At 39.6% G+C, this 13,035-nt stretch carries 11 protein-coding genes; 4 read left to right on the forward strand and 7 right to left on the reverse strand.

Annotated features, from left to right (window positions below; all coding sequences use genetic code 11):
- Positions 1 to 39 precede the first annotated feature (39 nt).
- The gene (locus tag H5087_RS00870) at positions 40 to 816 is read right to left on the reverse strand and encodes an EAL domain-containing protein (protein ID WP_002958151.1); all 777 of its coding nucleotides are present in this window, start codon (positions 814 to 816) and stop codon (positions 40 to 42) included.
- Between the two features lie 217 nt (positions 817 to 1,033).
- Here H5087_RS00870 and H5087_RS00875 point away from each other — a divergent pair, with 217 nt between their 5' ends.
- Positions 1,034 to 1,216 carry a 2TM domain-containing protein gene (locus H5087_RS00875; protein WP_002958152.1) on the forward strand — a complete coding sequence of 61 codons (183 nt, stop codon included), beginning with the start codon at positions 1,034 to 1,036 and terminating at the stop codon, positions 1,214 to 1,216.
- 76 nt (positions 1,217 to 1,292) lie between these two features.
- Here the strand turns inward: H5087_RS00875 and H5087_RS00880 are convergent, their stop codons facing one another.
- The 6 genes from H5087_RS00880 to H5087_RS00905 all read right to left on the reverse strand — a co-directional run bounded on the left by H5087_RS00880 (position 1,293) and on the right by H5087_RS00905 (position 9,069).
- Complete coding sequence (locus H5087_RS00880) at positions 1,293 to 1,730, reverse strand: OsmC family protein (protein ID WP_182670907.1); 438 nt, start codon at positions 1,728 to 1,730, stop codon at positions 1,293 to 1,295.
- Positions 1,731 to 1,854: 124 nt separating this feature from the next.
- Positions 1,855 to 1,995, reverse strand: coding sequence for a DUF2256 domain-containing protein (locus H5087_RS00885; protein WP_007376862.1), 141 nt, complete (start codon positions 1,993 to 1,995; stop codon positions 1,855 to 1,857).
- 2 nt (positions 1,996 to 1,997) lie between these two features.
- Positions 1,998 to 3,527, reverse strand: coding sequence for a cryptochrome/deoxyribodipyrimidine photo-lyase family protein (locus H5087_RS00890; protein WP_182670852.1), 1,530 nt, complete (start codon positions 3,525 to 3,527; stop codon positions 1,998 to 2,000).
- A gap of 445 nt (positions 3,528 to 3,972) precedes the next feature.
- Positions 3,973 to 4,965 carry a carbohydrate kinase gene (locus tag H5087_RS00895; RefSeq protein ID WP_182670853.1) on the reverse strand — a complete coding sequence of 331 codons (993 nt, stop codon included), beginning with the start codon at positions 4,963 to 4,965 and terminating at the stop codon, positions 3,973 to 3,975.
- Between the two features lie 63 nt (positions 4,966 to 5,028).
- A complete protein-coding gene (locus H5087_RS00900) occupies positions 5,029 to 7,617 on the reverse strand; it encodes a TonB-dependent receptor (protein ID WP_182670854.1) in 2,589 nt (862 codons plus the stop codon).
- Positions 7,618 to 7,851: 234 nt separating this feature from the next.
- On the reverse strand, positions 7,852 to 9,069 hold the full coding sequence (locus H5087_RS00905; protein ID WP_310736076.1) for an ROK family transcriptional regulator: 1,218 nt from the start codon (positions 9,067 to 9,069) through the stop codon (positions 7,852 to 7,854).
- A gap of 226 nt (positions 9,070 to 9,295) precedes the next feature.
- Between H5087_RS00905 and fucP the strand changes: the two genes are divergently transcribed.
- The 3 genes from fucP (at position 9,296) to H5087_RS00920 (ending at position 13,032) form a co-directional block, all read left to right on the forward strand.
- Complete coding sequence (fucP, locus tag H5087_RS00910) at positions 9,296 to 10,603, forward strand: L-fucose:H+ symporter permease (protein WP_029753314.1); 1,308 nt, start codon at positions 9,296 to 9,298, stop codon at positions 10,601 to 10,603.
- 131 nt (positions 10,604 to 10,734) lie between these two features.
- The gene (locus H5087_RS00915) at positions 10,735 to 11,343 is read left to right on the forward strand and encodes a flavin reductase family protein (RefSeq protein ID WP_182670855.1); all 609 of its coding nucleotides are present in this window, start codon (positions 10,735 to 10,737) and stop codon (positions 11,341 to 11,343) included.
- A 33-nt stretch (positions 11,344 to 11,376) separates the two neighbouring features.
- Positions 11,377 to 13,032 (forward strand): YHYH protein, encoded by a 1,656-nt coding sequence (locus H5087_RS00920; RefSeq protein WP_182670856.1) that lies wholly within the window; start codon positions 11,377 to 11,379, stop codon positions 13,030 to 13,032.
- Positions 13,033 to 13,035 lie beyond the last annotated feature (3 nt).

The raw sequence follows: 13,035 nt of genomic DNA on the forward strand, positions 1-13,035 counted from the left end.
TACTTAAGTTTCAATAAACTTTAAAATAGGTGCTGGGTATTAATCAGCACCTATGTCCTTAAAATTTACCTCAGGCAAGTTTTCAAAACTTGGTTTGGCAAATAAATACCCTTGCATAAGCTCAACACCTGCGTTTTTAAGCCACTTATATTCTTCTACTGTTTCAATGCCTTCAGCTAGTGCGGTTATGTTTAAATCGCGAAACATATTTAAGCAATGAGTTACTATTAGTTGGCGTTTTTTGTCGTTGTTAATATCGCGTATGAGCGCCATATCAAGCTTGATAATATCTGTTTGAAAGTCAGCCAATAGATTTAAACCAGAATAACCTGCACCAAAGTCATCAGTGGCGGTTTTAAATCCAAGAGACTGATAGTAATCAACAATGCGTTTAATGTGTGCGGTGTCTTCAATTTTTTCAACTTCAGTAAATTCAAACATAATATTTTGAATTGGGAAGTTATACTTTTTTGCAGCTTCTAGTGTGGTGCGTATACATCGCTCTGGTTTATAAATAGCATTAGGTAAAAAGTTAATGCTTAGTATTGATGTTATGCCCAGCTTTGCGGCTAGTTGAATGGCTTTAATACGACAAAGCTGATCAAATGCATAGCGGTTGTCTTCATTCACTTTTGAAATAATTGAATAAGCAGACTCGCCATTTAAACCTCTAACCAATGCTTCATAGCCATAAATTAGGCGAGTTTTACAGTTTATAATCGGTTGAAAAGCCATAGAAAAATCAAATTCGAGATCGTTAGCGTCAGCACAATTACTACATGTCACTTTTTCACAATCTTTTGATTTTTCGATCACTTAGTTCATCCTCTTATGTTTATTTTTAAAGTTAGTTGAGGGTAGATCCTAACACAAACAGATTAAAGTATTAGTTTATATTTTTTTTAACGTAATAAGTAATTATTTATATGTGAGTGATATTATGACTAATGTCATGCTATTTAATGACATTTGGCAGGGGTTTACATTTCGTTTTTATATAAAAATAGATTTATACATTAACAGGAGGATAAACATGAATACATCAACAACAATATTTCAAAGTTTTAAACAGTATGCAGTTGCTTTAGTGTTTTTAGGATTAATTAATTTAATTACATCACCAAACACCTTATGGGTGATTTGGCCCGCGCTTGGCATGGGGATCGCTTTATTATCTGAAGTCTTAGGTATAAGCAGCTCTAAAAAGGTATCTTGATGATTAGTAAGCCAAGTAATAATTTACTTGGCTTTAGTTTAATGTGTTCTACTTACAATAGTCTAAACCTAAATATTTAAAATGCTGATTGAAGTGTCGCATCTAGTGATATTTCGGTATTTAAGAGTTTTGAAATAGGGCAGCTCTTTTTGGTTTGCTCACATAAGGCTTGAAACTGCTCGTTTTGAATATCATTAATACGCGCAGTTACCTCAAGGGCAATATGCGTCACCGAAAAACCATCATCTACTTCATCAAGGCTTACAGTGGCTTTAGTATCAATTTTATCTGCGGTAAAGCCTGCATCACCTAATGCAAGTGAAAGCGCCATACTAAAGCATGCACTGTGCGCTGCACCTACTAATTCTTCAGGGTTTGAGCCTGCCTCATCCTCAAAGCGGGTATTAAAACCATAAGGTTGTTTATTAAGCGCGCCACTTTGAGTTGATATGCTACCTTTGCCTGTTTTAATGTCGCCAGACCATGTTGAACTTGCCGTTTTTTTAATCGTCATCATCTTCTCCTTGCTAGAGTGTAAGCTTTTCAGGCTAGCTAAGCGTTATTTACAAAATAAACTTATATAAAGCCTCAAAAGCACTAATTACAGATGATGCTGCAAAATAGGCGCCAGTTAATTGTTATCCCTGTTTATTTCGCTTACAGCGCTCTGAGCAGTAAATAACGTTATCCCAGTCGCGCTGCCATTTTTTACGCCACGTAAAAGGTTTATTACAAATAGGACACATTTTTTGAGGTAAGTTTAGTTTTTTGTGCGCCATGCTTACTTAGCCTTACTGTTATTTTTAGTATCCGTTTTACTTTTTGTTCGAGTAACTTTTTGAGTACCCCCAACGTGTTTTTTAAGAATCCTCCCTATGGCGCGTTTAACATCGGCTCGCTCACGGTATTGCCATAAGCGCTCGCGTGCTTCTTTTGAGGCGGCTGTTAAATCAAGCATGGGTTCAGGGTAATCATCCCCTAACTTAAAGTCGTTAAAGAGAGCTTCCATTGGAGTTTGCTCCCAAGGCTGATGTAAATATTCAATAGGGAGTTTTTCAAGCTCGGGGCACCACTTTTTAATAAACGAACCTGTTGGGTCTTGATCTTCTGATTGTTTAATTGGGTTGTAGTGCCTAATGGTGTTAATGCCTGTTACCGAGGCTTGCATTTGAATTTGCGGGTAGTGAATTCCGGGCTCAAAATCTAAAAAGTAATTAGCGAGAGGAAAGCTTGCTTGCTGCCAGCTTATATTTAAATGATGCGTTACAAAGCTTACAAGCATGGCGCGCATTCTAAAGTTTATATAACCGGTGGCTTTTAAGCAGCGCATGCAAGCGTCAATAATTGGAATACCAGTTTGACCTTGCGCCCAGCGTTCAATATCGTTTTTCACACGTTCATCATCACGATACGGAAATACGTGATAACCCGGATTTAGGGCTAAAAACTCCATGGAGCACTCGCTTTCAAACTTTTGCATAAAGTGGCAGTGCCAATGCAAGCGCGATACAAACGCTGCTAGTGGGCGTTTCCAACCTCTTTTGTCAGGGTGTTTTGAATGATATTCATCAATGGCCATTTGATACACTTGCCTAAGGCTAATGTTCCCCCATGCTAGGTAGGGCGAAAGCCGAGAGCAGTGGGTTTGGCTTAAACTTGGGCTCGATATTCCTTTTTGATAACCTTTACCGCGCTCGGCAAAAAAGCTCTGCATTACAGTTCGCGCATTCAGTGGGCCACCTTTTTGAAAGCTGTCATGATCTTGAGTGTAAGCGCTTGGCAGCTCAGGTGCTTGATAGTTATTGAGGGTAATTGTTTTTATATTCTTCCAATTAGGAACAGCAATAGGTGCTTGCATTGATTGCTGCCAGCGTTCGTTCCAATTATTACGATTTTTTTTGCCGCGAATTACCGCGCCTGTTTGCGACTCTTGCCAATTAATGTGGTTATGCTGGCACCATGCTTTTATTGCCTTATCGCGCTCAAAGGTGTTGTTTAAGCCGATTTCTTGATGGCTAAAAATATTAACTATTTCAAACTGCATCTTTAACGACTCAAGTAAATCGTTCATATTTAAATTAAATATATAAACATAGGCGTTAAAACGCGCTAGCTGATTATTTAACTCAACTATTGATTGATACACAAAGCGCCAGTGCCGCTCATTGTAGTGTGCATCTTCGAGCAGTAATGGCTCAAAGTTATAAAGTAACAGGGTCGGTAAGCCATTACTAAATGCATTTTTTAATGGTTGATGATCGCTAAGACGTAAATCACGTTTAAACCACACGATGTTTATTTTTTCTTTCATACTGGCAATATTAAAACCGTGGCATTATAAATAATAAGACAAAACCAATACGTATTAAATGTAAAAGAAGACTAGTGTAAAAACGATTTTGATATAGGCAACTCATGTTAAGGTGATACTAAAATGAGTCGCCAATAAAAGAAGTATTATAAATAGGGAGAATTACCGTGATACTTAAGCAATTTTGGCACTTGCAGTCATGTGAGAGTACACCTATTAAAGCTTCACCAATTGCAACTACTTCCATTGTCTTTTCCTAAAACTTGCGGGGGTATCGCTTTGTATGACGATACCCTCAGTTAGGGTAAAATTAAAAACGCTTACCAATAGTAAAGCTAAAGACACGAGATAAGACAACGCGCGCATTAAATATAGTTGATTGATCTGCTACCGTTTCACCTGAGTGAAACTTCCCTCTGATAAGTTTCCTGAGTTATTTAGGTTTTTAACATCGACACGAAGATTTAAGGGTACTCGCCGAGATATCATGGAATGTAGGTAGGGCATCAAAGGCTCCAAACGTTGCTACTGTTTTGGCTCCGCACTTAGTAGCAAAGTCGATAGCCTTTGAAACGTTAGTAAAGTTACTTGCCCAGTCAGTAAATTCTGTTTTATTACTCACTAGCGAAGATATTTGATATAAAAAACCACCTACAAACGCATCGCCTGCAGCTGTGGTATCCACAACATATGCCTGAGGGCAAGGATAAGTACCACTAAATGAGCTAGATGAAAAAGTAATAGGCTCGCCACCATCGGTCATTAAAACTAAAGCTACGCCACTATCTACCCAACTTCTAATGGTGGTATCAATATGCTCTATTCCATAAAGCGAGATCAGCTCATCTTTACTCGCTTTAATAACATCAACTGTTTTAGCAACATCCTCAATAACAGATTTAGCTGTGAGTGGTTCATCCCAGAAGGCTGAACGAAAGTTAATGTCAAAGCATGTAACCGAGCCTGATTCTTTAAAGTGTTTTAGCGCATGTAAGGTTGTATTTAATACTAAAGGTTTTGCAAAAGAGCCTGAACAAAAACTCACAATTTTAGGTGTTGAAAATAAAGAGGGCTCTAAATCGGTTATTTGTAAATCGTAATGTGCAGCATCTTTTTCGTAAAATTCAAATGTACGTTCACCGTTTTCATCCAACGATACGAACGCGAGTGCCGTCTTCCCTTTTTTTGAAAAGCCAACATAAGATGTGTTTACATTATACATTTTGAGTGCATTTATTAAAAAGCGACCAAATTTATCATTGCCTACTTTACCAAGCAAATAACTTGAACCACCAAGCTTTGCTACGGCTACAGCAACATTAGCAGGTGCGCCTCCGGCAAACTGTGTGAAGTCTAGTTCGCTATTTGATGCCTTATTGTGCATGCAGTCATGTGAGAGTATATCTATTAAAGCTTCACCAATTGCAACTACTTCCATTATATTTTCCTAAAAATTGCGAGGGTATCGCTTTGCATGACGATACCCTAGATTAGAGTAAAATTAAAAACGCTTACCAATAGTAAGGCTAAAGGTACGAGGTAAGACAACGCGCGCATTAAATGTAGTTGCTTGACCTGCTACCGTTTCACCTGCGCGAGGATCTCCCTCTGATAAGCCTTCTGAGTTATTTAGGTTTTTAACATCGGCACGAAGGTAATAACCGTCTTCGTTTTCAAGGGATAAACCAAGGTTTAACATGCCATACATAGGCAGTTCTGCTGTGTTGGCGTCGTCGGCATAACGTTTACCGCTCCAAGAGTAGCTACCATGAATAGCTGCCATACCCCACGAAAAATCTTCAAACTGATAGCTACTAGTTAATTGGCCAAAGTGCTTAGGCACACGTACAGGTAAGTTGCCGTTTATATCAATAGAGGCAGAGCTTCCATTAGCATCTAAGTATTGCGCCGCTGGTGTGTTTACAAATTCGGGTGATTGGTACGTTGCAGATACACCAATGCGCCAGTCTTGAGTGATTTGCAGGTTAAATTCGGCTTCTACACCTAAGGTTTCTGTGTTTCTAAAGGCTTGACGTTGCACTACTTGACCAATTTCAACAGTAGGTACATTAAAGAATAAATCATCCGCAGCGGCGAAGTAACCGGTTACAAATGCTGCGACATCACCTTCGTTATATTTAATGCCCACTTCGGCCATTACCGTTGAAGCTGGTTGTGTTTCACGCCTCTCAGAGTTATTAAATTGATTAATTTCCTCTTGACTAGTTAGGTTGGTAATCGCCATGTATTTATCTACATCAGGCATACGAAAACCATCTGCATATCGAGTGAATACCGCTAAGTCGTCGTTAAATTTGTAGTTAGCTGCAACTGTCCATGCCATTTCGTTGTATTCAACATCAAAGTTTCGGTAAGTCCCATCACCAAAGGGCAGGGTAATATTCCCATTGACGGTATCAGTATCGCTGGCAAAACTGTCAATTGTGTAATTAGCTTGGTTTTGCGCTTCCCCATCTGCTTTGAGGGTTTCGTACCTTAGGCCCAGATTAAACGACACATCTTCAAGCTCGTATTCAAAGTCAGCAAAGGGCGCCAGGGTATTTTCACTATAAACAATATCGGCAAAACCATGTGATCCAGACTGAATACCTTTGTAAGTACCGCTGGCAATGTCAAGACCTTGTGCATCTGTAAATACAACATCTAAGCGCTGCGGCAGGGGCTCTACTGATTGCAGTGTATTAATTCGATAGTCGGTAACATGGCCATTAATATTAGAGAAGAATAAGCCAAAATTAGCATAAAGAGTCCCTTCGCCTACATCATCAAAGGTGTAGTTGAATCTGGTTTCGTTTTGAAAGTTATCGCCTTCAAAACGTCTATGCCAAAAGCCTGCGTTTATTCCGTATCCATTGGTGTTGTAGGTATTTACGTTGCTTGAATCAGCCAATACAAAGCCGTTTCCTGCATCGCGTATATCGTAACTTAGGTTACCATCAACCATGGCACCTGCAAGGACATCAGTATTTGCAGCATATATAGCTTGTGCTTTACTAGCTAACGATTCGGCGTTACCTACGTTAATGATGCCGGTAAAGGTTGTTAGCATATCGGTATAACGCATTTGATTTGAAAAGACTAAGTTTTCGTTGATTTCAATTTCGGTTGTATTGCCAAAGTAGGTCACATTAGCGTAGTTACCATCTGCAATATCCAAATCAATGTCGCCGCTTGGGGTGTTATTAAGAGTTAATAAACGCGCACCTGCTGAGTTACCGGTGGTGCCATCTCTGATATCCATCCCGCCTGGGATTGTTTTAGCATTGGTGGTTGAGCCTATTAATGGCTGAGGAATAAAAAAGAATGATCTATCGTTTTGTTTATTAAACTCAAAGCGGGTAAAGCCGCTGCCATCTTTAAAAAAGTGCTTAATATTGCCATTAAGCTCACCACCTTGGTTAGCTGTATACCCCGGATCGCGTGCGGAGTCATCCTTGCGATACCAAGCGCCAACAGCATAGGTTGTCTGATCGTCTATTGATCCGCTAACCCAACCTTGTCCACCTAGGCGGTTGTTGCTGTTGGTTTCAAAAAACACATCACCTTGGGTATCATCGGAGCCTTCACGAGAAATAAAATTAATAAACCCAGCTGGCGCGCTACCAACAAAAATTGACGAGGCACCACCACGAATAGCTTCAACGTTGCCAACAAAATTAGACAAACGGGTAAAGCGATCATTTTGAGTAAATAAAATATCTTGATTATAAAACACGGTCATACCATCACGAAGTAGTGCTGTAAACTCTGTTTGCGTTGATAACGGAAAGCCTCGTGGGGCTACGTTGTTACCGGTTTCTCCACCGGTGTCTTCGGCATGAAAACCAGGAATACTTCGCACTAATTCAGCAACACTGTGCGGAGCCAATTGCTCTAACTTTGCTTCGTTAAAGGTAGTTATTGCATTAGTTGATTCGATTTTCTCTTTTGGCCGAGATGTTCCCGTTACAATGATGCGCTCAAACCCTAAATCACTTTTTGCTTCTTGTTGCTCTTGTGACAAGACGCTAGGGGATATGGATAGACCTACAGCGACTGCAATTAGAGTCATTTTTGCTGATACTTTCATTTTTCTGTTCTCTCTTTGTTGTGTGTGTATACAAATTTGCGGTTTTATTAATCAAACATGTCAGTGTTATCAAATTTGTAAATAGAATGTAGAGAACTTAAAATAATAAATCAACTATTATTATTTATTATTTTTTGTACAGCTTTTTGATTGTTTAAGTGAATTTTTTACCTCTGATAAAAAATGAATAAGCAGCCAACGTTACCGATGGCTGCTTTTTAACTTTAAAGTATATTAGTGGTGTGAAAGGCTTGCGTGATCTTGAGAAAAGTTGATAAGTAACGGAAGGTTAGCGCAGCCTACTGATTGAGCCTTGGCGCCAATAGAGCCACTTTGTACTTCACAGCGATTAATACCGCGATGATCAGCCTGGCTCAATTTTAACTTTGTTGCCAAAACTATTTTTTCTCTGACATTGATAGGAATGGCGCCATCAATGACAATCGCCTCAAAATCAAAAATAGCTAAAGAACACAATGCCGCGTAGGCGAGACCATCTGCAACTTGGTCTATCCACTTATCGAGTACGGGGCCTAAGTCTCCCCAATACTCTTTTGAACTCCACAGTATGTCAGTATTGTAGCCATCACCTTTGAGCATTTTTTCGAGAATATACAGTGATGATTGCATAATAAGTTGTTGGGAGGTTAGTTGACCTTCACTATTAAGCATAGGCCTAGGTAATGAGCCTATAGCGCCGGCATTACCTTTTTTACCGGTAAATAAGGTTTCGTTTATAACAACTCCACCACCAATAAAAGTACCAATAAAAATATATAAAAAATCGCTAAAACGAGCAGGATTACCAAAGCTTAATTCAGCTGAACAAGCCGCGGTATCATCATTACATACATACACGGGAAGGTGTACAATTTGATTTATTTTTTCTTTAAAATCAAAAGACTTCCATTCATTCAATACTGCTTTTGGAGCGCCGGCTTCTTCTGTCCAGTTCCAAATTTCGTAAGGGGTTGCAACACCCACACCTAAGATACGCTTGGCTAATTCGTCACTTAAGCTCATTTTAAGTACGCTGATCCCTTTCTCTAAAAAGGTTAGCAAGCTCTGTACTGTGGGGTAAGCGCAGTTTTCGTGCAAAGTTGCGCGTATATTTCCTACTAAGTCAATCAAGGTTAAATCAAAACTGCGACGACCTACTTTTAAGCCAATTCCAAATGCACCATCTGGATTTAACGCAAATGGGATGGTTGGTTGGCCAACCTTGCCACGCTGAGGGTCTTTCCGTATTAATAACGATTCGGCTTCTAAACTATTGATAATTACTGTGACGGCCTGTGCTGAAAGCCCTGTTTTTTGTGCTATTTCAGCTTTTGGAGCACTACCGTGTTGGCGAATTAATGACATAATTCGGCGTTCATTATGAGCACGCAGGCCAGATTGGCTTCGGCCTTCTTGTAAAGAGAGTCGAGGGTTTTTAGATTTGATAATTATTCCTACCTAGTTGTTATTATCTTGAATAACCTGATTAATTGTACACCGAGTGTGTGTAATTGGCGACTATATTAGCTTTATTGCCGGGTTCATTTCTTATTATTAAATTTACGACAGAGTATAAATAAGTCACAGGAGGTTAATAAATAACTATAGTTGATTTATTGACGGAATGATATTTAACTGGTTAAATGCTTTACTTAACATTAACAACTGAGACACGGCAATGACCACACACACACACACACAAACACCTCTTGTCTCCAAGGAGATGGTGGTTCCCTTTATTTTACTTGTTCTGTGCTTTGCTGCATGGGGAGCTGCGGCAAACATGACTGATCCGCTAGTAAAAGTGTTTAGTAAAATTTTTACTATGTCGTCAGTGCAGTCTGCATTGGTACAATTTAGCTACTATGGAGCTTACTTTTGCTTAGCTATTCCGGCGGCATATATCAATAAACGCTTTTCGTATAAAACAGGTGTGTTAACCGGTTTAGGGATGGCTGCAATCGGAGCATTTTTGTTTTATCCCGCCAGCCAAGCAATGACTTATGGTTTTTTTTTAGTGGCTTTGTTTGTGTTAGCTGGAGGCTTATCTATTTTAGAGACATCAGCAAACCCTTATGTAATGGGAATGGGCACCCAACAAGGTGCAACTCGCAGGTTGAATTTGGCGCAATCATTTAACCCTGTCGGTACTAACATTGGTGTTTTTTTAGCCGCTACCCTTATTTTACCAAAGCTCAATACTGCAACCTCTGGTGAGCGCACAAATATGAATAGTGAGCAATTAACTAGCATTATAAGCGCAGAACTTGATGCAGTTATGGTGCCTTATGTTGGTATGGCTTGTGTGTTGGTTTTTATTTGGTTGGCAATTGCGTTTACTAAAACACCTAATTTTTGTAAGCAAAAAAAAGTCTCTAAGCATGTAGAATTTAGTGCAACGTTTAAGCGCTTGTTTAAAAATACCCATTACCGCTTTGGTGTTATCGCCCAGTTTTTTAATGTTGCGGCGCAAACTTGTGTATGGACATTTACCATCCAGTACGTAATGGAGGCACTCGATACAAATGAAGTTACCGGGGGAAGTATTTTACAATACAGTATGATCACCTTTTTAGTTTCTCGATTTGTAATGACCTGGCTTATGGGATTTATTCGTCCTGCCAAACTGTTAATGGCAACCTCTATTATTGCAATGCTGCTGTGTTTTTATATGGTGAAAATGCCAAATATAAGTGGCGTATGGGCGCTGGTAAGTATATCGGCTTGCTTATCATTAATGTTTCCAACTATTTACGCGATTTCACTACATGGGTTAGGCGATGATGCAAAACTAGGTGCTGCTGGTTTAGTAATGGCTATTTTAGGTGGAGCGATAGTTCCTGTATTCCAAGCTGTGTTTATTGATACATACAGTGTCGCGTTTTCTTATGTTGTGCCTGCGGGGTGTTTTATTATTGTTGCAGCTTATGCTGCATTTGATTTAAAAACAAAAGTCAGAGTATTCAATAATGTAGCGCCTTGCTAAATGGATTGAAAACCGAGCCTGAAGGCTCGGTTTTACTTTTTAACTTTTCTCATTTGTAAATCTTCTTTAACCCCAACCTTCATCGGATTAAGATATTAGGCATGTTGATATTCTTATTTAGTTGAAAAAATATGTTTTTAGATCTCACCGAAAATACCAACCAAAATGTTTACTCTTACTTAGTAGGCAGTATCAGCCCAAGGCCTATCGCATGGATAAGTACATTAAATAGCGAAGGTATTGCAAATATTGCGCCTTATTCATTTTTTACTGTGGCTAGTTGCAAGCCAGCTGTTTTAAGTGTTACGCAAGTAAACCCTAGTGATAAAACGAATAAAGATACGCTCAGTAATCTAATGGCAACTAAAGAATGTGTGGTTAACATTGTCAGCCAAGAGCTAATTGAAAAAATGAACCAAAGTTGTGCAAGTTATCCTAGTGATATAAGCGAGTTTGATGCAGCTAACATTGCCCAAGCTCCAAGTAAGTTAGTTAACGCGCCAAGCGTTGCCGATTCAAAAGTACGGTTTGAATGTAAGTTACGCGAAGTTATTAGTATTTCAAATGAGCCTGGCGGTGGAAAAATGATGTTGCTGGATGTAGTGGGTATTTGTATAGACGATGAAGTGATGAGTGGTGGCTATATTGACCCTGAATTATTAAATGCAGTGGGCAAAATGGGCGGCGATTACTTTAGTACAACCAAAGATAAGTTTTTGCTTAAAAGGCCACAGTTGTAATTTTAATATAGATTCTTCCTTTGTTTGTGCACATTGTTTGCACTTTTACTTGTTAACTTTTTTTTATTAAACGTTAAAGTAAAGGTTCAAGCATTGAAAACACTTCTTAAAACAAAAGCCGTTAATGCCACTAAGTTATTTGCGTTAAGCGCGCTTTGCATCGCTTTAAGTGCATGTAATAGCGATTCAACAAGTACTGCAACAGACGGCGATACAGTCAGTAATAGTGCTCCAACGGTTGATGCTGGTATTGACCAAACTGTTAATGCGGGCGATACCGTTTATTTAAGTTCAGCGGTTGAAGATGACGGTGAAGTATCGGTTAGTTGGTCGCAAACATCAGGCACTACCGTTAGCTTATCTTCAAGTACTGCGGCGTCTACTGAGTTTGTTGCACCTGAAGTTTTAACCGATGAAGCACTTGTGTTTGAAATTAGTGCAGATGACGGCACAAACGATGTCGTTGTAGATACCGTTATAGTTAATGTTATTGCTTCATCAGACTCAGATACAGTTGATAATAGTGCAAAACTTACCAGCTGGTTAATTAACAACGATACAACTTCTACATACATACAAAATAATGGTGCAGTGGTTGAAGATGTTCAATCGGTTGAGGTTGTTAGCGTTACTGAGGAAAATGCTGACGTTGAATACATGTACGTGCAAACTACTGACATTCCTAAATATGATGTAACGCTTACACAAGACCAAGTAGACGCGTTAAATAATCGCCCGCGTGCAGCTACCGATTTTTATAACGGTGTAACTTCTGCAGCAGTAGGGCAAACCATTTCTTTTGGTGAAGATATTGGCTATAACAGCAGCACTGAAAACTGCGATGACACAGGCGGTGCAGGTTATTGGCCTCCAGGACCGGGTTGTCCAACAGAACAAGCGGTTGAAGCGTATTTTCCGCTAACACCTACCGATTTATCTGACACTGAAACTTGCGAAACAGGTTTAGGTACAGTTGGCTTAATGGTTAATGGCACCAGTATATTTAACTGGGGCGATGGTATGAGCTACGGTAATAATATTTGGTATACATTAGCGCCCATTGCTGAGCAATACGATGTTGATGTGTGCGGCGGACATGCTGCTAACGGTGAATATCATCACCATTTTTATACTAGTTGCTTAGCTGATTTACTTGAAGATGATGGTGATGCGCATTCACCTATTTATGGGTTTGCAGCTGATGGCTATCCGCTTTACGGTCCTTATGAAAGTAACGGACAACTAGCATTAAGCGGCTGGGAAATGCGAGATTACGGTGCACCTACAAGTGAAGGGGGTTGTGGTACTGAGGGTGAGCGAAGCTGTACCTTAGTTGATCAATACGATGTTAGCCAAGGTACACACACAAGTGATGCTGGCCCTGCTATCGGTGCACAAGTAACGACGCTCTCTGGTAATACATTAAATGCCGACGATGGTTACTACTTTGAAGATTATTACTACGCACAAAAAACAGTAACCGGTGCTCAATTAGATGAGCATAACGGCCACGATACTAACGATGGCAAGGGTTATCACTACCATATAACACTAACGTTAGACAGCGATGGTAAATTACAGCCTTCTTTTCCTTATCAAATAGGGCCTCGTTTTAAAGGTCAATTAGCCGATAATTCAATTGGTCGCTGTGATACGGGCGAAACAATGGGTCCACCACCGGGAATGTAGGAG

This window comes from Pseudoalteromonas sp. SR43-7 (assembly GCF_014163785.1).
GTDB classification, from domain to species: domain Bacteria; phylum Pseudomonadota; class Gammaproteobacteria; order Enterobacterales; family Alteromonadaceae; genus Pseudoalteromonas; species Pseudoalteromonas distincta.